General features: G+C 60.1%; 17 protein-coding genes, 1 tRNA gene and 2 pseudogenes. 13 read left to right on the top strand and 7 right to left on the bottom strand.

The features are described 5' to 3' along the window. Positions 1 to 74: 74 nt before the first annotated feature. A pseudogene (locus ETEE_RS20830) lies at positions 75 to 404 on the top strand (IS3 family transposase); the annotation flags it as partial. A gap of 28 nt (positions 405 to 432) precedes the next feature. Here the strand turns inward: ETEE_RS20830 and ETEE_RS20015 are convergent. From ETEE_RS20015 to metB, 4 genes and pseudogenes are all read right to left on the bottom strand, one after another. Next, positions 433 to 699: pseudogene (locus ETEE_RS20015) on the bottom strand (integrase core domain-containing protein); the annotation flags it as partial. Positions 700 to 910: 211 nt separating this feature from the next. Further along, positions 911 to 1,005, bottom strand: a tRNA-Sec gene (locus tag ETEE_RS07285). An 84-nt stretch (positions 1,006 to 1,089) separates the two neighbouring features. Continuing rightward, positions 1,090 to 3,528 (bottom strand): bifunctional aspartate kinase/homoserine dehydrogenase II, encoded by a 2,439-nt coding sequence (locus ETEE_RS07290; RefSeq protein WP_034164038.1) that lies wholly within the window; start codon positions 3,526 to 3,528, stop codon positions 1,090 to 1,092. Positions 3,529 to 3,531: 3 nt separating this feature from the next. Beyond that, the gene (metB, locus tag ETEE_RS07295; protein ID WP_034164039.1) at positions 3,532 to 4,692 is read right to left on the bottom strand and encodes a cystathionine gamma-synthase; all 1,161 of its coding nucleotides are present in this window, start codon (positions 4,690 to 4,692) and stop codon (positions 3,532 to 3,534) included. 283 nt (positions 4,693 to 4,975) lie between these two features. Here metB and metJ point away from each other — a divergent pair, with 283 nt between their 5' ends. Beyond that, entirely contained in the window at positions 4,976 to 5,296 is a 321-nt protein-coding gene (gene metJ / locus ETEE_RS07300; protein ID WP_012850226.1) for a met regulon transcriptional regulator MetJ, read from the top strand. Between the two features lie 114 nt (positions 5,297 to 5,410). On the opposite strand, the gene rpmE is transcribed toward metJ, so the two are convergent. Further along, a complete protein-coding gene (gene rpmE, locus ETEE_RS07305) occupies positions 5,411 to 5,623 on the bottom strand; it encodes a 50S ribosomal protein L31 (RefSeq protein WP_012850227.1) in 213 nt (70 codons plus the stop codon). Between the two features lie 202 nt (positions 5,624 to 5,825). On the opposite strand from rpmE, the gene priA reads away from it, so the two are divergent. From priA to rraA, 7 genes are all read left to right on the top strand, one after another. Then, positions 5,826 to 8,021 (top strand): primosomal protein N', encoded by a 2,196-nt coding sequence (priA, locus tag ETEE_RS07310; RefSeq protein WP_034164041.1) that lies wholly within the window; start codon positions 5,826 to 5,828, stop codon positions 8,019 to 8,021. 277 nt (positions 8,022 to 8,298) lie between these two features. Then, positions 8,299 to 9,318, top strand: a complete 1,020-nt coding sequence (gene cytR, locus ETEE_RS07315; protein WP_034164042.1) for a DNA-binding transcriptional regulator CytR — start codon at positions 8,299 to 8,301, stop codon at positions 9,316 to 9,318. Positions 9,319 to 9,384: 66 nt separating this feature from the next. Further along, entirely contained in the window at positions 9,385 to 10,338 is a 954-nt protein-coding gene (gene ftsN / locus ETEE_RS07320) for a cell division protein FtsN (protein ID WP_071844103.1), read from the top strand. 87 nt (positions 10,339 to 10,425) lie between these two features. Then, entirely contained in the window at positions 10,426 to 10,956 is a 531-nt protein-coding gene (gene hslV, locus ETEE_RS07325; RefSeq protein WP_005290933.1) for an ATP-dependent protease subunit HslV, read from the top strand. A gap of 12 nt (positions 10,957 to 10,968) precedes the next feature. Next, positions 10,969 to 12,300, top strand: a complete 1,332-nt coding sequence (gene hslU, locus ETEE_RS07330) for an HslU--HslV peptidase ATPase subunit (RefSeq protein ID WP_034164045.1) — start codon at positions 10,969 to 10,971, stop codon at positions 12,298 to 12,300. Positions 12,301 to 12,488: 188 nt separating this feature from the next. Beyond that, a complete protein-coding gene (locus ETEE_RS07335; RefSeq protein WP_034164047.1) occupies positions 12,489 to 13,406 on the top strand; it encodes a 1,4-dihydroxy-2-naphthoate polyprenyltransferase in 918 nt (305 codons plus the stop codon). 112 nt (positions 13,407 to 13,518) lie between these two features. After that, positions 13,519 to 14,004, top strand: coding sequence for a ribonuclease E activity regulator RraA (rraA, locus tag ETEE_RS07340; RefSeq protein WP_034164048.1), 486 nt, complete (start codon positions 13,519 to 13,521; stop codon positions 14,002 to 14,004). A 77-nt stretch (positions 14,005 to 14,081) separates the two neighbouring features. Here the strand turns inward: rraA and zapB are convergent, their stop codons facing one another. Next, a complete protein-coding gene (gene zapB, locus ETEE_RS07345) occupies positions 14,082 to 14,324 on the bottom strand; it encodes a cell division protein ZapB (RefSeq protein WP_015462513.1) in 243 nt (80 codons plus the stop codon). 672 nt (positions 14,325 to 14,996) lie between these two features. Here zapB and ETEE_RS07350 point away from each other — a divergent pair. From ETEE_RS07350 to glpX, 3 genes are all read left to right on the top strand, one after another. Next, positions 14,997 to 15,839 (top strand): MIP/aquaporin family protein, encoded by an 843-nt coding sequence (locus ETEE_RS07350; protein ID WP_034164049.1) that lies wholly within the window; start codon positions 14,997 to 14,999, stop codon positions 15,837 to 15,839. A 75-nt stretch (positions 15,840 to 15,914) separates the two neighbouring features. Continuing rightward, positions 15,915 to 17,423 (top strand): glycerol kinase GlpK, encoded by a 1,509-nt coding sequence (gene glpK, locus ETEE_RS07355; protein ID WP_034164051.1) that lies wholly within the window; start codon positions 15,915 to 15,917, stop codon positions 17,421 to 17,423. 160 nt (positions 17,424 to 17,583) lie between these two features. Then, positions 17,584 to 18,594, top strand: a complete 1,011-nt coding sequence (glpX, locus tag ETEE_RS07360; protein ID WP_034164052.1) for a class II fructose-bisphosphatase — start codon at positions 17,584 to 17,586, stop codon at positions 18,592 to 18,594. 72 nt (positions 18,595 to 18,666) lie between these two features. Here glpX and emrD read toward each other — a convergent pair whose 3' ends face one another. After that, entirely contained in the window at positions 18,667 to 19,851 is a 1,185-nt protein-coding gene (emrD, locus tag ETEE_RS07365; protein ID WP_034164053.1) for a multidrug efflux MFS transporter EmrD, read from the bottom strand. 305 nt (positions 19,852 to 20,156) lie between these two features. On the opposite strand from emrD, the gene ETEE_RS07370 reads away from it, so the two are divergent. Then, positions 20,157 to 20,777, top strand: a complete 621-nt coding sequence (locus ETEE_RS07370; RefSeq protein WP_034164055.1) for a helix-turn-helix transcriptional regulator — start codon at positions 20,157 to 20,159, stop codon at positions 20,775 to 20,777. Positions 20,778 to 20,783 lie beyond the last annotated feature (6 nt).

A 20,783-nucleotide genomic window follows, 5' to 3' on the forward strand; every position in this document is an offset into this window, starting at 1 on the left:
CAGATCTCTCCCCTTTGTTCAGCACCAATGTAAAGTAGATTGCTCGTTTTTCTCCTGAAAAAAAATTATCTGACATAAAAAAGGCACATTATAATACCGAGAAACAAGTTGCTTTTGCTCTGAAACAAGCCGAAATCCGATACTCGAGTGGAGGAATTCTGCAGAAAAATGGAAGTATTGGGGACTATTTTTTACAATTGAAAAAAAGGTTGCATCGTTTGCGCCAGCGCGAGGAAGAAAATCAACGCTTAAAACGTCGGATGGCAGATGTAAGTCTGGTCAAAGAGATGCTGCAGAAAGCTATCAAAAAAGTTCTAAGGCCGGTGCAAAAGCGCGAGGCCGTCGCCTGGCTGCTGGCGGCCTATCGTATCGGGTTACGTCAGGGTTGTCGTCTGATGATGCAATGCACCGTACCGGTTGTATGGGAGAGAGTTAAGTCCGGGAACTCAGGCTGCCCCCGATAGAAGCGTAATACGCTTTTTCTGCTTCTACAGAGGGGGGAGGATAACCGATTCGCTCCAGCAACCGACGATTATTGTATCCGTCCCCCCACGTCAGTGTGGCCAGCCCCACTTCCTGCCAGTTTTTCCAGCTCTGTCGGTGTGTCACCTCCGCTTTGTACAGACCGTTGATACTTTCGGCCATAGTATTATCGTAAGAGTCACCTGTGCTTCCCGTGGAAGCCAGAAGCTCAGCTTCCTACAGACGCTGCGTGATTACGATAGTCGGGGCGCGGAGGCTATGGACATGGTGCTAAAATAACGAAGGTAGGAATGCCAGAAAGCGTGCGTCTTGCCTGACAATAGCCACCATCTGCAAGGCTGCTTATCCAAAATCTGATTTATTCAACAACGCCATAAAGGATTAAAAGGAATTTTGTTGCGCTCGGGAGAGTTCAGAAGAGGCTGATTGGCGGAAGATCACAGGAGTCGAACCTGCCCGGGACCGCTGGCGGCCCCAACCGGATTTGAAGTCCGGCCGCCCCACCGGGGACGATGATCTTCCAATCGATGCGGCGGGAGTATACCCCACAACCGGGGGCCGGGCGCAAGGAGAAATCCCCGCCCGGCACGCCGGGCGGACATTACGCTAAAGCAGACGCGCCAGACGGTTAAGATCCGACTGGATGGCGCCGGCGGTAACATCGCGCCCCGCGCCGGGGCCGCGGATCACCAGCGGGTTATCACGATACCAGCGGCTTTCGATCGCGAACACGTTGTCGCACGGCAACAGCGACGCCAGCGGGTGCTCCGGGCGCACGGCCTCAACGCCGACGCGCGCCTTACCGTTGGCGTCAAAGCGTGCCACGTAGCGCAGCACCAGCCCCATCTCATTGGCCGCCTCCAGACGCTGCAGCATCTGCTCGTCCAGCGCTTCGCCGTTCTCAAAAAAGTGATCGATAGAGCCCTGCTCGCCGCCGGCCGGCACCAGGGACTCGACCCGGACCTGGGCAGGCTCAATGTCATATCCCGCCTCGCGTGCCAGGATCACCAGCTTGCGCATCACGTCCTGACCGGAAAGATCCACCCGCGGATCGGGCTCTGTCAGACCCTGCTGCCAAGCCTGGTCCACCAGCGCACTAAAGGGAACCGAGCCGTCAAACTGTAGAAACAGCCAGGAGAGGGTGCCGGAGAAAATGCCGCTGATGGACAGAATCGTATCGCCGCTGTCGCGCAGATCGCGCACGGTGTAGTTAACCGGCAGCCCGGCGCCCACGGTCGCGTTATACAGCCAGTGGCGCCCGGTTTTCTCAAATGCGTCGCGGATCTGGCGGTATTCATGGCCGTCGGCGGCGCCGGCCAGCTTGTTGGCGCTAACCACGTGGAAACCGTAGCTGGCAAAATCCCGGTACTGCTGGGCCAGCGAGGGACTGGCCGTCACATCGAGCACCACCAAATCATCATAGGGGTGAGCCCGCATCCACAGGAACAGCGACTCTTCATCCAGCGCCTGCGCCTCATCGTCGAAGAAGGCCAGCGCACGGCTGGCGTCCAGCCCCTCATAGCTCAGCAGGCTGCGATTGCTGTCGACCACCCCGGCCAGAATAAACTCGAAACCGCTGCGCGCCGACAGGTTGCCCTGCTCGCGCGCGAATAGCTCCAGCCAGCGAGAACCGATGTTGCCCTTACCAAACAGGATCAGGCCGACGCGCTTTTCTGCCCGGAACAGCGAGCTGTGCAGCCCCTGCACCAGCGCCTCCGTCGGGCCGCAGCGCAGCACTGCCACCAGGCTGATGCTCTCCTCCGACTGCCAGATAAATTCGACCGGCTGCTCCTTAAGCTGCTGATAAAAACGGTGGGCATGCAGTGGATTGCGGCAGACACCGGCACCGACCATCGCCACCAACGCCAAGCCGTCGCGCAGCTGTAGCAGGCCCGGAATCGCCGACTCCTCCAGCAGCTTAAATACGCTGCCGACCACCTCCGCGGTGTAGCACAGCTGGATCAATCCGCGATCGCGATGGATCCCGCTGGCCAGCGGGCGCAGCTGGCTGCGCGTCAGAATACGCGCCACCTCTTGGTGTACGTGGCTGAACTCATGACCGGCGGGAACGTGCAGCTCAATCAGGCAGACATCATCATGGCTGGTGACAATCTTGGCGCCGTTGCCGCTGGCCAGCACCCGCTCGATGCGGGTCGACCCCTGCTGCGGCTGATAGCTGCAGCGCAGCTGCAGATCGATATCGCTAGCGGACACTGGCTGCAGCGTGCGGGCGTGCAGCACCGGCGCAGCCAGACGCGCCAGCTCGCTGGCCTCATCCAGACGCAGCAGCGGCAGCAGACAGGCATCCTTCACCTTACGCGGATCGGCGCTGTAGACCCCGGCGACATCGCTCCAGATAGTCACGCGCCGCACGCCGGCCAAGGCGCCGATCTGCGTCGCCGAATAGTCAGAACCGTTACGGCCAAGCAAGACCGTTTCACCCACGCCGCTGCGGCTGATAAAGCCGGTGACCACCAGGCGCTTATTAGAATGCTGGGCCAGCAGCTGCAGCAGCAGCGGATAGGAGCGCCCTTCATCCACCTGCGGCTGAGCGGCGCGCTCGGCGCGCAGGAAATCCCGCGCATCCAGCCACGCTGACTCCATGCCCTGCGTCTGCAGCACCGCCGCCATCAGCCGGGCGGACCAAATCTCACCGTGGCCCACCACCTCGGCATAGGCCGCCTCATCGATCTCGCCATCCAGCAGCGCCGCCAGGCGCTCAAGATCCCGAACAAAGTGCGTCTGTAGCGGCTCCGCCATATCCGGCGGCAGCAAGCCAGCAATCAGCTCGCTCTGGTAACGGCGCAGGGCTTGCTGTACCTGATGGGCAGAGATGCGATCGCTCTGGCTGAGCTTGAGCCAGCTGATCAGCTGATTAGTGGTGCTGCCCGCCGCCGACACGACCATCATGTCGCCGGGGCGGCTGTATTCCGCCATGATCCCCGCGACGCGCAAATAACACTTTACATCTGCCAGGCTACTGCCGCCGAACTTATGCAGCTGGCGCTCTGCCTGCTGCTGCCCCGTTACCGCTTGTGCACTCATCGCTTACCTCGTTGCTGCTGCCTGAAATGCCTGTTCCAGATCAGCGATTAAATCATCACCGTCCTCAATACCCACGGAAATACGCAGCAGACTGTCGCTAATGCCTGCCGCTCTGCGCGCTTCCGGCGCCATGCCGGCGTGGGTCATGGTGGCGGCATGGGAGATCAGGCTCTCCACCCCCCCCAGAGACTCTGCCAGTGTAAACAGTTGCAGGGATTTTAGGAAACGCCGTAGATGGGACTCATCTCCCTCTAACTCAAAACTGAGCATGGCGCCAAAGCCCCGCTGCTGGCGGGCGGCAATGGCGTGACCGGGGTGCGTCGACAGCGACGGATGATACAGCCGCGCGACCTGCGGCTGCGCCCGTAGCCAGTCGAGGATACGCAGTGCATTGGCCTGCTGCAGCGCGATACGCGGCGCCAGCGTGCGTAGCCCCCTCAGCAGCAGATAGCAGTCAAAAGGCGCGCCGGTCACCCCGATATTATTTCCCCACCAGGCCAGCTCCTGCGCCATCGCCGCCGTTTTGGCGATCACCGCCCCGGCCACCACGTCGGAGTGGCCGTTCAGGTACTTGGTACAGGAGTGCAGCACCAGATCGGCGCCCAGCGCCAGCGGCTGCTGCAGCGCCGGACTGAGGAACGTATTATCCACCGCCGTCAGGGCGCCCACTCGCTGCGCGGCGGCGCAGATCGCGGCGATATCCACCACCCGCAGCAGCGGATTGCTCGGCGTCTCAACCAGTACCAGCTTCGGACGCAGCGCCATCGCCCGGACCAGCGCCTGCGCATCGCCCTGATCGACGAATACCACTCGGAAAGCCCCCCGGCGCGCCAGGCTGTCGAGCAGGCGATAGCTGCCGCCATAGCAGTCGTGCGGCGCCAGCAGCAGATCGCCGGGGGAGAGCAGCGCCGTACACATCAGATGGATCGCGCCCATTCCGCTGGCGGTCACCACCGCACCGGCCCCCCCTTCCAGCTCCGCCAGCGCCCGCTCGGCCACGTCACGCGTGGGATTTCCGCGCCGGGCATAGTCGTGCGTGCGCGGCTGATTAAAATCAGTAAAGTTGTAGGTGGTGGAAAGATGGATGGGTGGAACCACGCTGCCATACTGCTCATCGTCGTTCAGCCCACAGCGCACTGCCTGAGTTGCCGGTTGATAGCGCACCTGATTGCCCTCCCTGAAATAGCGCCAACAATGGATAGAGCGTAACCGCTGCAAAAATAGACGTCAATACATCTAGCCATCTAAAAGTCTTTGCGTATGGATTGAGGTAGATAGGATTAACCGCTAAAATTGGCACAGTCTGTTTGTGGTTATCGCCTCCCTGGATACCAGCGCGGCAAACGTGATCATCCACGCTGATCCCGCCATTGTGTTAGGGATACGGGATACAATCAGGCATAATAGCCCGTTGTCTCGGAATAATTATTTGTGAAGGTATCTCCTCATGGCTGCAGAATGGAACGGTGAATATATTAGCCCTTACGCTGAGCACGGCAAAAAGAGTGAGCAGGTTAAAAAGATTACGGTATCCATTCCGCTGAAAGTATTAAAAATACTCACGGACGAGCGCACCCGCCGCCAGGTAAATAACCTGCGTCACGCGACGAATAGCGAACTGCTGTGTGAGGCCTTTCTGCACGCGTTTACCGGTCAACCGCTGCCGGATGACGACGATCTGCGCAAAGATCGCAGCAATGAAATCCCGGAGGCGGCCAAAGAAATGATGCGCCAGCTGGGGATCGATCCGGAAACCTGGGAATACTGATACGCGCAGCGTCCGGATGCATTCACCCTGGGCGTTGCCTTGGCATGAGCGAACCGCGGCGTTGTTCAGGCAATAAAAAAGGCACCCGAGGGTGCCTTTTTCGTCGGTTCCAAATTACTTGGAACCCACCATGTTGAAGCGCTTGTTGAAGCGATCAACGCGGCCGCCGGTAGCGACGTCACGCTGCTTACCGGTGTAGAACGGGTGGCATTTGTCGCACACGTCCAGGCTCAGATCGTGACCAACGGTAGAGTGGGTCTTGATAACGTTGCCGCAAGAGCAGGTTGCAGTGATGGCAACGTAGTTCGGATGGATACCTTCTTTCATGGGGAAAACCTCTGTTAAGGCCGCGTCGCTATCCGGCCCTTTTCCGCCAGACACCACGCGTGGTTGATAAAATCGGGTTTGATACAAAATTATATCAAAGGCGGCGAATCATACAGAAAATAGCCGCCTAACGCAATCACCTACATCGATCCAGACGCTATCCGGTGTACACTGTAACGCCGTTAAGCCGCAGGAAAAAGCGATGTCCGTAGCCCACGTAGCGCTGCCCGTACCCCTGGCCCGCACCTTTGACTACCTGTTGCCCTCCGACATGCCGGCCCTGCCGGGCTGCCGGGTCAGCGTGCCCTTTGGCCGCCGTGAGATGATTGGCATCGTGGTGGCGATCGGCGAGCAGAGTGAGCTTCCGCTGGAAAACCTAAAGCACATCAATCACCTGCTGGATACACAGCCGCTGTTCAGCGACAGCCAGTGGCGCCTGCTGCGCTGGGCCGCCGACTATTACCATCACCCCATCGGCGAGGTGCTGTTTCATGCCCTGCCGATGCTGCTGCGCCAGGGAAAGACGGCCAGCCATACGCCCCTGTGGCGCTGGAGCCTAACGTCTCTCGGGCAGCAAACCGATCCCCTCTCCCTGAAACGGGCACCCAAGCAGCAGCAGGCGCTAGCGCTGCTGCAGCGCCACGCGATCTACCGCCATCAGGCGGAGGAGTTCGATCTCAGCGCGGCCGCGCTACAGGCGCTGAAGAGTAAGGGCCTGATCGCGCTGGAGAGTGAGGCGATCGCCCCCGGCGACTGGCGCAGCGACCTTTCCCTCTGCGCCGAGCGCCTGACGCTGAACGCAGAACAGGCCACCGCCGTGGGCGCCATACGCGCCGACGATGACCATTTTAGCCCCTGGCTGCTGGCCGGCGTGACCGGCTCAGGCAAGACCGAAGTCTACCTGAGCGTCATCGAAAACCTGCTCGCCCGCGGGCGTCAGGCGCTGGTTCTGGTCCCGGAAATCGGCCTGACACCGCAGACCATCGCCCGCTTCCGCCAGCGTTTCTCCGTGCCGGTCGATGTGCTGCACTCCGGACTGAACGACGGCGAGCGGCTGGCGGCCTGGCTACGCGCCCGCGACGGCGAAAGCGCGATCGTTATCGGCACCCGTTCAGCCCTGTTTACGCCGTTCGCCCGCCTGGGTGGCATCATTATCGATGAAGAGCACGATGGCTCTTACAAACAGCAGGAGGGGTGGCGCTATCACGCCCGCGATCTGGCGGTGCTGCGCGCCCGCCTCGAGGATATCCCTATCGTGCTCGGCTCTGCGACCCCGGCGCTGGAGACCCTGCATAACGTCGACGTCGGCAAGTACCGGCGGCTGTGTCTGACCCAGCGCGCCGGTAATGCCAAACCCGCCGCACAACATCTGGTGGATCTCAAGGGGCTGCCCCTCAAGGCCGGGCTGGCGCCGCCGCTGATCGAGCGTATCCGCCGTCACACCGACGCCGGAAACCAGGTGATCCTGTTCCTTAACCGCCGCGGCTACGCCCCGGCGCTGCTGTGCCATGAGTGCGGCTGGATAGCCGAATGTCCGCGCTGCGATCACTTCTATACCCTGCATCAGGGCCAGCGAAGCCTGCGCTGTCACCACTGCGACAGCCAGCGACCGGTTCCGCACCAGTGCCCGCAGTGCGGCTCCACCCATCTGGTGCCGGTCGGGCTGGGGACCGAACAGCTGGAGCATGAGCTGGCCGATCTGTTCCCCACGATCCCACTGACCCGTATCGATCGCGATACCACCAGCCGCAAAGGAGCGCTGGAGCAACAGCTGGCGGAGGTCCATCAGGGAGGGCCGCGCATCCTGATCGGCACCCAGATGCTGGCCAAGGGGCATCATTTTCCCAATGTCACGCTGGTGGCCTTGCTGGACGTCGACGGCGCGTTGTTCTCCGCCGATTTTCACGCCGCCGAACGCTTCGCCCAGCTATATACCCAGGTGGCCGGGCGCGCCGGACGCGCCGGCAAACGCGGCGAGGTGCTATTGCAGACGCACCACCCCGACCATCCCCTGCTGCAGACGCTACTACATCAGGGCTATGACGCCTTTGCCCGTCAGGCGCTGCAGGAGCGTCAGAGCGTATTTCTACCCCCGTTCACCCACCATGTCATGCTGCGCGCCGACGATCACGACAACCGGCACGCCGGCGACTTTCTGCGACAGCTGCGCGCACGGCTAGAAGCCAGCCCGCTGTGCGACGCGTCGCTGTGGCTGCTTGGCCCGGTTCCGGCGCTGCAGCCCAAGCGCGGCGGCCGCTACCGCTGGCAGCTACTGGCTCAGCATCCGTCGCGCGCCAAACTGCAGCGCTTGTTGCAGGAGGTTCTACCGCAGGTCAGCGCGCTGCCGGCCTATAAGAAGGTGAAATGGTCGTTAGACGTCGATCCCACCGACAGCTAAGGGCGTCGGCGTGGAAATGAAGTGCGATCGGGATCGAAAAAATCTATTCACATCACACTTTCCCTGCAAATTAAGTAACTATCACCCCCGCTGTTCCGTTTAATATGTGATCATATACTCACCGGCCATCCATTGACGGCGGCCGGTGTCGGCGGCGGACGAGGCTGCCTTCGGAGAGAACAGAACTATCGCTGGCGCAATCGTTACCTTCGCCGCGGGATAATGATCGGGAAGTCATATCATCGCGCCAGCATGGACTGACGCAAGGAGAAACGCGTTGGAAGAGAAGCAAATAAACGCCACCATGAAAGATGTGGCGGAGTATGCCGGCGTATCAACCGCAACGGTATCGCGAGCGCTGATGAATCCAGAGAAGGTGTCGGCCGCCACCCGCCAAAAGGTCGAACAGGCGGTGTTGGCCGTCGGATATGCTCCCCATACGCTGGCCCGCAGCAACAAGCGCGGCGAGTCACGCACTATCCTGGTGATCGTCCCGGATATCTGCGATCCGTTTTTCGCCGAAGTGATCCAGGGGATCGAACGCACCGCCGCCGAGCACGGCTATCTGGTTCTACTCGGCGACTGCGCCCAGCAGATGCAGCAGGAAAAAACCTTCGTTAATCTGATCGTCACCAAGCAGATCGACGGCATGCTGCTGCTGGGGTCCAACATTCCCTTCGACGCCAGTAAGGAAGAGCAGCGTAATCTACCGCCCATGGTGATGGCCAATGAGTTTGCGCCGGAGCTGGAGCTGCCAACGGTGCATATCGACAACTTGACCGCCGCCTTCAAGGCCGTGCTCTATCTGCACGATCTGGGCCACCAGCGGATAGGCTGCCTCGCCGGCCCAGAGCACATGCCGCTGAGCCAATACCGCCTGCAGGGGTATATCCAGGCGCTACGCCGCTGCGGCCTCAGCGAAACGGGCTACGTGGCGCATGGCGACTTTACCTTCGAGGCCGGCGCTAAGGCGCTGGCGCAGCTGATGGCGCTGCCGCAGCCGCCCACCGCGCTGTTTTGTCACAGCGATGTGATGGCGATAGGTGCACTGTCGCAGGCAAAGCGACTGGGGATCAAGGTGCCGGAAGAGCTATCTATCATCGGCTTCGATGATATCCGACTGGCGCAGTACGCCGATCCACCGCTGACGACCGTGGCGCAGCCCCGCTATCAGATTGGCCGAGAAGCCATGCTGCTACTGCTGGAGCAGCTGCATCACCATCGCACGGTCAGCGGTTCGCGCCTGCTGGACAGCGAGCTCATCATCCGCGGCAGTACGGCTGTTCCGAAACGCTAGTGAATTGAATCTGAGTTCAGTAACATGGCGTCCTGATATTGACTATTCAGTTGTAGCGAAACGACAGTGGCACAAAGAGACTATGTGAGCCGTGGGCGCGCTTCGGGCGCCAAACGCAAAAGCAACAGCCGGGGTAAAAAGCGGCGTTCGGGTTCCGGCGTATCCAGAACCATGATGGTGCTTGCCCTGGCCGTGCTGGCAACCTTTGCCGGTGGCCTCTATTTTCTGACCCAGCATAAACCGGACGGCGATACGCTGTTGCCGGTAGCATCGCAGCACCCTAAAAATGGTCTTCCGCCCAAACCGGAAGAGCGCTGGCGCTATATTAAAGAGCTGGAAAATCGCCAGGTTGGCGTCACGACACCGACTGAACCCAGCGGCGGGGCCACGCTGCAGGGACAGCCGCAGCTGACGGATGAGCAGCGCCAGCTGCTGGAGCAGATGCAGGCCGACATGCGCCAGGCACCGACCCAGCTATCGGAGGTGCCCTATAACGACCAGACGCCGCCGACCGTAACGCCGCACAACAGCCGCCTGCCGGAGCAGCGTTATGCCCAGCAAACGCCCGCGTCGCAGCCGGCCTATCAGGAGCCAGCGCGTCAGCCGGCGCCGGCGCCACGCAACCCATTCTCCCAGTCCCAGACCAGCGCGCGCCCCAGCCAGGCGCCAACCCCGCCGCCCGTCAGTCGGGAGCGAGAAAAAGAGCGCAGCGCGCCGGTGACCAGCGCCGCGCCGGCACCGGTACAGACCGCCCGGGAAAAACCGGTGGAGAAACCCGCGGAGAAAGCATCCGGCCAGAAATGGCTGATCCAGTGCGGCTCCTTCCGCAACACGGATCAGGCCGAATCTGTACGGGCCCAGCTGGCCTTTGGCGGGATTGAAAGCCGCATCACCAGCGGAGGTGGCTGGCACCGCGTCCTGCTTGGTCCCTATGCCAGCCGCCCCGCGGCGGACAAAATGATCGGCCGCCTGAAAGGAAACGGCATGTCCGGCTGCATCACCCTCGCCGCCGGGGGTTGAAATCCGCGAAATCTCCCCCATGTAATCGGGTAATGCCTCCCGTCCCGCGCGACGGGAGGATTACTTTATAGCCACGGGGGTCTGTTCATGACAACAATAGTTAGCGTTCGCCGTAACGGCAAAGTAGTGATCGGTGGGGATGGTCAGGCCACGCTGGGCAACACCGTAATGAAGGGCAACGTCCGTAAGGTCCGCCGCCTGTATAACGACCGCGTCATCGCTGGATTCGCCGGCGGCACCGCCGACGCCTTTACCCTGTTTGAGCTGTTTGAGCGCAAGTTAGAGCTGCATCAGGGCCACCTGGTTAAAGCGGCGGTTGAGCTGGCCAAAGACTGGCGTACCGACCGTATGCTGCGCAAGCTAGAGGCGCTGCTGGCCGTCGCCGATGAAAACGCGTCGCTGATCATCACCGGCAACGGCGACGTAGTACAACCGGAAAACGATCTGATCGCCATTGGCTCCGGCGGCCCCTATGCCCAGGCAGCGGCGCGCGCGCTGTTGGAAAACACCGAGCTGGGTGCCCGCGATATCGTAGAAAAGGCGCTGGGAATTGCAGGTGATATCTGCATTTACACCAACCAGTTCCACACCATTGAAGAATTAGACTCCAAAGCGTAAGGACTGTATATCATGTCTGAAATGACCCCACGCGAAATTGTCAGCGAACTCGACAGTTACATCATTGGCCAACACTCGGCTAAACGCGCCGTCGCGATCGCGCTGCGCAACCGCTGGCGCCGTATGCAGCTGGGCGAGGCGCTGCGCCACGAAGTCACCCCCAAAAATATTCTAATGATCGGTCCAACCGGCGTCGGTAAGACCGAAATCGCCCGCCGTCTGGCAAAGCTGGCCAACGCGCCGTTCATCAAGGTCGAAGCGACCAAGTTCACCGAAGTCGGCTATGTCGGTAAAGAAGTGGACTCCATCATCCGCGATCTGACCGACTCCGCGATGAAAATGATCCGGGCGCAGTCCATCGAGAAAAACCGCTACCGCGCAGAGGAGATGGCGGAAGAGCGGATCCTCGACGCCCTGATCCCCCCGGCCAAGAACAACTGGGGACAGACCGAACAAACCAATGAAAGCTCCCCGGCGCGTCAGACCTTCCGCAAAAAGCTGCGCGAAGGCGAGCTGGATGATAAAGAGATTGAAATCGAGCTGGCGGCCTCCCCGATGGGCGTCGAGATCATGGCCCCTCCGGGAATGGAGGAGATGACCAACCAGCTACAGTCCATGTTCCAAAACCTGGGCGGTCAGAAAACCAAGCCGCGCAAGGTGAAAATCAAGGATGCCTTCAAACAGCTGATCGAAGAAGAGGCCGCCAAGCTGGTCAACCCGGAAGAGCTGAAACAGCAGGCTATCGACGCCGTAGAGCAAAACGGAATCGTCTTCATCGACGAAATCGACAAGATCTGTAAGCGCGGCGAAAGCTCCGGCCCGGACGTCTCCCGTGAAGGGGTACAGCGCGATCTGCTGCCGCTGATCGAAGGCTGTACCGTCAATACCAAGCACGGCATGGTCAAGACCGACCATATTCTGTTCATCGCCTCCGGCGCGTTCCAGGTCTCCAGCCCCGCCGATCTGATCCCGGAGCTGCAGGGCCGTCTGCCTATCCGCGTTGAGCTGCAGGCGCTGACCACCGAAGACTTCGAACGCATTCTGACGGAGCCAAGCGCTTCGCTGACCGAGCAGTATCAGGCGCTGATGGCGACCGAGGGCGTTAACATCAGCTTCAGCGCCGACGGTATCCGCCGCATCGCCGAAGCCGCCTGGCAGGTGAATGAGAGCGCGGAAAACATCGGCGCCCGTCGTCTGCACACGGTGATGGAGCGTCTGATGGAGGAGATCTCCTTTGACGCCAGCGAAATGCACGGCACGGCGATCGCCATCGATGCCGATTACGTACGTAATCACCTCGATGAGCTGGTAGCAGATGAAGATCTGAGCCGGTTTATTCTATAATCACCCGTAGAAACCGTCCTTTTCGGTCTTTGCCAGGGGGAAGGCGTCTGCCTTCCCCCTTTTTATTGCCACTGGTTGAGGCAACAGACAGCTAACGGTTTGTTAAGATAAACACATGAGATAACCCGGCAACGGGCCGCTCAGCGCCTCGCTGAGGGTCACATGCCCCTAGTGACTGAAACCATATAATGACTTCATTAACCCCGATCAGCCGGCCTCGAGCCTGGCTGGAAAGCCTGCGTCTGCGTACGCTGCCGCTGGCGCTGGCGTCGATAGTGACCGGCTCGGCCATCGCCGCCTGGCAGCAAACCTTTAATCTCGGCATCGCTCTGCTCGCGCTGCTGACGGCGGCGCTGCTGCAGATCCTCTCCAATCTGGCCAACGACTACGGCGATGCCGTCAAGGGCAGCGATACCCCGGAGCGCATTGGGCCGCTGCGCGGTATGCAAAAAGGCGTGATCACCCAGGCGCAGATGAAGCGGGCCCTGATCATCACCGTGCTGCTGACCATCGTCTCCGGCGGCGCGCTGATCGCCGTCGCCTGCCAAAAACCTCAGGATATCATCGGGTTCTTGCTGCTCGGTCTGATGGCCATCATCGCCGCCATCACCTACACCGTCGGCACCCGCCCCTATGGATATATCGGTCTGGGCGATATTTCGGTGCTGATCTTCTTTGGCTGGCTGAGCGTTGCCGGCACCTATTATCTACAGGCGGGCTCCTTTAACAGCGTGGTGATGCTACCGGCAACGGCCTGCGGCCTGTTGGCGGCGGCGGTGCTGAATATCAATAACCTGCGAGATATCGAAAACGATGCCCGCAACGGCAAAAACACCCTGGCAGTACGCCTGGGGCCGCGCAACGCCCGCTACTATCACGTAGCCCTGCTGGGCGGCGCAGTGCTGTGTCTGGCGCTGTTTGCCCTGCTGGATCTGCATAGTCTGGCGGGCTGGCTGTTCGTACTGGCCGTTCCCATGCTGTACCGCCACGCCAGCTACGTCCTGCACCAGCGCTCGCCGGAGGCCATGCGCCCCATGCTGGAAAACATGGTGAAAAGCGCCCTGTTGACCAATCTGCTCTTCGCCATCGGCACCGTTCTGAGCTAATCCCCTCCGCAGCAGTATCACCCGCGTCGCGCGCGGGTGATACTGCTGCTTTTGCAAACAGCCGCATTAAAGGGATATACTGATAATCCCTGCGGCAACCGGACGTGGACCCATGAAATACGATACTTCCGAACTGTGCGACATTTACCATGAAGAGGTGAATGTTGTGGAACCGCTGTTCTCCAATTTTGGCGGGCGTTCCTCCTTTGGCGGCCAGATTACCACGGTCAAATGCTTTGAAGACAACGGCCTGCTCTACGATCTGCTGGAGGAGAATGGCCGGGGACGCGTTTTGGTCATCGACGGCGGCGGCTCGGTGCGTCGGGCGCTGGTTAACGCCGAACTGGGGCGTCTGGCGGTGCAAAATGAATGGGAGGGCATCGTGATCTATGGCGCGGTGCGTCAGGTTGATGACCTGGAGGAACTGGACATCGGCATTCAGGCCATGGCCGCCATTCCCGCCGGCGCCGACAGCGAAGGCATCGGAGAGAGCGATATCCGCGTCAACTTTGGCGGCGTCACCTTCTTCTCCGGCGATCATCTGTATGCCGATAACACCGGCATTATTCTGGCGGAAGAGCCGCTGGATATCGAATAAGAAGCGACACGCTTCCCGAGGGTCAAAAGGCGCTCATCGAGCGCCTTTTATTATAGTGAACCGTGCAACGACGGCAATCAGTTCACCTCATCCATTTTTCCCAGCAGCGCGCGCAGGCGCTCCTGCCATGCCCCCTGCTCATGCTTCAGCTGCTCATTTTCACGCAGCAGCCCTTCACGGTTGCTGGCGGCCTGCTGAACCTCTTGATTAAGCTGATTGTTTTTCTCTTTCAGCTCTTCGATTTCCATCTGCAACAGGGTAATGGTGTCAATCGCCTGCTGAACTTTCGCTTCCAGTTTCTCAAATACTTCAAATGACATGGTCTGTCCCCTTAATAGTAGCCAGGCGTACGTCTTGCCGTTATGCAGGCCGCCCTGCGGCGGCACACACATTCAAATTGGCGCCCTAACCGCGCAGGCCGTCAGGCCTACGCACGCAATCCATTTAGCCGTGCTCCCGTCACCGTATCCAGCGTCGATGCGGCGTCAAAGGCGCATTGTCAAAACGAAGGTCGCAGGGCGTAGCAGACCTCGGTTTACGACGACGCGCCGTCCGGCACGCGTCCCAGAGGGGCGGCGCCCTTTGACCCCTTGCCACGCTATTCACCCGGCGTCACGGGTCACAGCCTAGATTACCTCGATTGTATGTAGCCCACCTCTCACTGTCTAGGCCGCGTCCCAGTCTGTAACACATTCAGGCACAATCTCGTGCGCTTTACGCTGAAAAAGTCAGTTTAAAAAAAAGTTACAATCAAACATAAAAAGAACAATGCTCTACCAGAGTGATCCAAGTCAGTAGACAGATCACAAAACTTTTCAGGCATAAATCGCACAAAATAAGCGATATCAACCATTTTTTTGACGACACACACACATTTAAATTTCGCTATTTCTCGTTTTCGCTCGTTAACGATAAATTCACATCGCACCCGTAACCTGTTCCCTTCAGCGCCGGGCATTTATCTTCCACCTCTTCGTCGCAGGATTTCTTTTATGAGCCAGACCGCGAGTACGACATTAAAAGGACAGTGTATCGCCGAATTCCTGGGCACCGCCCTGCTGATCTTCTTCGGCTGTGGCTGCGTGGCCGCCCTGAAGCTGGCCGGAGCCACGCTGAGCCTATGGGAAATCAGCGTCATTTGGGGCTTGGGGGTCGCGTTGGCCATCTACCTGACGGCCGCCATCTCCGGCGCCCACCTCAACCCAGCGGTCACCATCGCCCTGTGGCTGTTCGCCTGCTTTGAGCGCCGCAAAGTGCTCCCCTACATCATCGCCCAGATCGCCGGCGCATTCTGTGCCGCCGCGCTGGTCTATGCTATGTACCACAATCTGTTCATCGACTATGAGCAAACCCATCATATGGTACGCGGCAGCGAAGAGAGCCTGACCCTGGCGGGGATCTTCTCCACCTACCCGAATCCGCACATCACCGTATGGCAGGCGCTGCTGGTTGAAACCGTCATCACCGCCATTCTGATGTGCCTGATTCTGGCGCTGACCGACGACGGTAACGGCATCCCGCGCGGGCCGCTGGCACCGCTGCTGATCGGTGTCCTGATCGCCGTCATCGGCGCGGCCATGGGGCCCCTGACCGGCTTTGCCCTTAACCCGGCCCGTGACTTCGGCCCGAAAGCCTTCGCCTGGATGGCCGGCTGGGGCGAGATCGCCTTCACCGGCGGGCGCAGCATTCCTTACTTCCTGGTTCCCATCGCCGGCCCGATTATCGGGGCCTGCCTGGGGGCCTTTGGCTACCGCGCGCTGATTGGCCGTCACCTACCCTGCGATGTCTGTATTGCAGAAGACGAGAAAAAGAGCAGCGAGAAATCCAAAGCTTGATAAGGTTTCCGGGGAGGATACTCCCCGGCATTTGAGCGAACTCCGTACACCGAATACCCAACCAGGACAACGATCATGACAACCGAACAAAAATATATTGTCGCTCTTGACCAGGGCACCACCAGCTCCCGCGCCGTGATCCTCGACCACGATGCCAATATCATCAGCGCCTCCCAGCGCGAGTTCGAACAGATTTACCCCAAGGCCGGCTGGGTGGAGCACGACCCGATGGAGATCTGGGCGACCCAGAGCTCTACCCTTACGGAGGCGATGGCCAAAGCCGATATCGAATCCGATCAGATTGCCGCCATCGGCATCACCAACCAGCGTGAAACCACCATCGTCTGGGAAAAAGAGACCGGTAAACCGATCTACAACGCCATCGTCTGGCAGTGCCGCCGTACCGCCGATATCTGTGAAAAGCTCAAGCGCGACGGACTGGAGGAGTACATCCGCCACAACACCGGCCTGGTGGTCGACCCCTACTTCTCCGGCACTAAGGTGAAGTGGATCCTCGACCATGTCGAAGGCGCCCGTGAACGCGCCCAGCGCGGTGAGCTGCTGTTCGGCACCGTCGATACCTGGCTGGTATGGAAGATGACCCAAGGGCGGGTACACGTCACCGACTACACCAACGCCTCCCGCACCATGCTGTTCAACATCCACACGCTAGACTGGGATGAGCGCATGCTGGAGGTCCTGGATATCCCGCGCGCGATGCTGCCGCAGGTGCGCGCCTCCTCCGAAATCTATGGAAAAACCAACATCGGCGGCAAGGGCGGAACCCGTATCCCTATCGCCGGTATCGCCGGTGACCAGCAGGCGGCGCTGTTTGGCCAGCTGTGTGTGCAGCCGGGGATGGCAAAGAACACCTACGGCACCGGCTGCTTCCTGCTGATGAACACCGGCAAAGAGGCGGTACCGTCACAGCACGGCCTGCTGACCACCATCGCCTGCGGCCCGCGCGGCGAGGTGAACTACGCGCTGGAGGGGGCGGTATTCATCGGCGGCGCCTCGATTCAGTGGCTGCGCGACGAGCTGAAGCTCATCAACGACGCGGCAGACTCCGAGTACTTTGCCACCAAGGTAAAAGACAGCAACGGCGTCTACGTGGTGCCGGCCTTTACCGGCCTGGGTGCCCCTTACTGGGACCCTTATGCCCGCGGTGCCATCTTTGGCCTGACCCGCGGTGTCAACAATAACCACATCATCCGCGCCACCCTGGAGTCCATCGCCTACCAAACCCGCGATGTGCTGGATGCCATGCAGGCCGACGCCAATACCCGCCTGCAGTCCCTGCGCGTCGACGGCGGCGCGGTGGCCAACAACTTCCTGATGCAGTTCCAGTCAGATATCCTCGGGACTCGGGTTGAACGCCCGGCGGTGCTGGAGGTCACGGCGCTCGGCGCGGCCTACCTGGCCGGCCTGGCCGTCGGCTACTGGAGCGATCTGGAGGAGCTGAGCAGCAAGGCCAGCATTGAGCGTGAGTTCCGCCCCGGCATTGAAACCGTCGAGCGCAACTATCGCTACAGCGGCTGGAAGAAAGCGGTGGCGCGCGCGCAGGCCTGGGAAGATCACGACTGATCACCGGTGATAGGCCGACGGCGGGGGCGAATGAATCGCCCCCTTTTTTATTTTTGGTCAAGGTTACGGCGTTTTTCCAACGCAAACGTTTCACTGCGCCTGTGCTAGAATCGCCCCCCGTCATCTTATTGCTTATTTATCTCATCACTGCAGGACCATCATGAAACGTGAATTAGCCATCGAGTTCTCCCGCGTCACCGAAGCCGCGGCACTGGCCGGATATAAGTGGTTAGGGCGCGGCGACAAAAATGCGGCGGACGGCGCCGCGGTCAACGCCATGCGCATCATGCTCAATCAGGTCGATATCGACGGGGAGATCGTCATCGGCGAAGGGGAGATCGACGAGGCGCCGATGCTGTACATCGGTGAGCGCGTCGGCAGCGGCCAGGGCGATCAGGTCGACATCGCCGTCGACCCGATTGAGGGAACCCGCATGACCGCCATGGGGCAGGCCAACGCGCTGGCGGTGATGGCCGTCGGCGATAAAGGCACCTTCCTGCATGCGCCGGATATGTATATGGAGAAGCTGGTCGTCGGCCCTCAGGCCAAAGGCTGCGTCGATCTCAATCTGCCGCTGGAGACCAACCTGCGCAACATTGCCGACCGCCTGGGCAAGCCGCTGTCCCATCTGACGGTGATCACCCTGGCCAAGCCGCGTCATGACGCTAACATCGCCGCGATGCAGGCGTTGGGCGTACGCGTTTTTGCCATTCCCGACGGCGACGTCGCGGCCTCGATCCTGACCTGCATGCCGGAAAGCGAAGTGGATGTCATGTATGGCATCGGCGGCGCGCCTGAGGGGGTTGTCTCCGCCGCGGTGATCCGCGCGCTGGACGGCGACATGCAGGGCCGCCTGCTGGCCCGCCACCAGGTGAAAGGCGATACGCCGGAAAACCGCCGCCTGGGCGAACAGGAGCTACAGCGCTGTGAGCAGATGGGGATCTGCGCCGGTGAGGTGCTGACCCTCGGCGATATGGCGCGCAACGATAACGTGATCTTCTCCGCTACCGGGATCACCAAGGGTGACCTGCTGGAGGGCATCTATCGTAAGGGTAACGTCGCCACCACCGAAACCCTGCTGATCCGCGGTAAGTCCCGCACCATTCGCCGCATCCGGTCGACCCACTATCTGGAGCGTAAAGACGCCCAGATCCGCGATATCATTCTGTAACGGCGCGGGCGGCCAACGTAAAACGGCGTGCCCTTCGGTACGCCGCTGTGTATCAGTCCGACATCCTGCGTATTACATGATCTGTCCCTGCTGACGCACCTTGTGCGCAATCGGCAGCCAGCACAGCAAAATCATTACTGCCATCGCACTCATCAGCATCCCCAGGCTAAACTGCCCGTTCTGCGGTAGCAGGGCGGAAAACCAGGCCATCGCGCCAGATCCGACGTTCTGCAGTCCCCCCACCAGCGCGCCGGCGGCCCCGGCCAACAGCGGAAACGGCTCCATGGCACCGGTCGTCGCCAGCGGAAACAACATGCCGGCGCCAAAAAAGAACAGCGCCGCCGGTACGATCAGCGTCCAGATATTGATGATGCCAAACCAGCTCGGCATCCACATCAGCACCCCAGCCAACAGGCAGCTCAGCACCGCATGCCACATCAGGGTAGCGAAGGGTTTACCCGGACGCCCAGCGTACCACGCGCCAAAGAACGCCGCCGGGATCGGCAGAATAAACAGAATACTGACCACAGTACCGCTTAAGTGCAGCACGCCGCCCAGCAGAACGCCGGAGCAGGCCTCAAACACCGCGACCCCCGCCAGTCCTCCGATCAGCATCACCAGATAGCAGACGAAGCTGCCGCACCCCAGCAGCTGACGGTAGCTGCTGAACAGGTTGCTGTGACCCGCCGCGGCCGGTCGGGTCTCCGGCAGCCAGCGGAACATGCTATAGGCCACCCCGGCGCACAGCAGCAGCAGGAACGCATAGCAGGCGCGCCAGCTGATAAAGGCGTCCAGCAGGCCACCGATCACCGGCGCCAGCAGCGGGCTGACCAGAATCCCCATGTTCAGCAGGCTATTGGCGTAACGCAACGCGGTACCGTTGTACAGATCGCGCGGCATGGTGCGGGCCATCACCCCGGCGACGCCGGTACCCATCCCCTGTAGCGCCGCCGCTATCACCAGCAGGTGCAGACTGGGCGCCAGCAGCGCCAGCAGCGCGCCCAGCATAAAAATGCCCATCCCGGCCAGGATCACCGGCCGACGGCCGATGCGATCGGAGAGCGGACCATAGATCAGCTGCGAGGCACCATAGGTCAGCAAATATGCCGCCATCACGCTTTGTATCGCGCCGCTGCGCACGCCCAGATCGCGTCCCATATCCGGGATTGAGGGAACATAAATCGTCTGTGCCATCTGACCGACGGCAACCAACAGGATCAACATGACCAACAGGTGAAAATTTTCTAGCTTTCTCATTATGTTACGTTTACCAACGCATTATTAACCAGAATTATAAACCATTACTTGGCCATACATGTAGAATCAATGACCATATTCGGGCGCATAATCTAACAGATAAAGCTAAAAAATATTCAACCACTCGCTCTTTACCCTGATTTTTGTTGTCAGATGTTATCGCCGCAGGCGTAAAGTAAATGTGACAACTCGGCAGCTATTCTGCGACCAATTTAAAATAAAGAGCATTTATCATTTAACGATGTTTTATAAGTTATTAAACTGAATCGTTCATTAATGTCTCGCTTACCACAAGGATCTGTGCCATGAAGACACCTGAATTGATTCTGCTTCAGCTAAAAAGCCTAGGACCACAGTCGGCAAAAATGCTGGCCGAACGCATTGCCATTACCACTATGGGCGTGCGTCAACATTTACAGCAGCTTGAGCAGCGCGAGCTGGTGTGCTACGAAGAGTCCCGCACCAAGGTGGGGCGCCCCACTCGCTTCTGGTCGCTGACCAATAAAGGCCATGCCCAATTCCCCGATCGCCACCGCGATCTGTCGCGCACGCTGCTGGAAGGGACGCAAAAGCTGTTCGGCAGCCAGGGCGTTGAGCAGCTGATCGAGATCCGCGAGGATGCCCTGTATGCCCGCTACGTCAGCGAGCTGGCGCAACATCCTGAAGGTGAGGCTCGCTTTCTGGCACTGGCGCGCCTGCGCCAGGACGATGGCTATATGGCAGAGGTCGAATTCGAAAATAATGCGGTGGTACTGATTGAAAACCACTGTCCGATTGGCGTCGCCGCCAATACCTGCGGTAAGCTGTGTCACTCCGAGCTGCGGCTGCTCAACCGCCTGCTGGGCTCGAAGTATCACGTTGAGCGCGTGGAGCACATCATCAGTGACTCACGCCGCTGCGCCTACCGCATAACATCCCGGGAGTGATTCACG

The sequence above is a fragment of the Edwardsiella anguillarum ET080813 genome (assembly GCF_000264765.2).
GTDB classification, from domain to species: domain Bacteria; phylum Pseudomonadota; class Gammaproteobacteria; order Enterobacterales; family Enterobacteriaceae; genus Edwardsiella; species Edwardsiella anguillarum.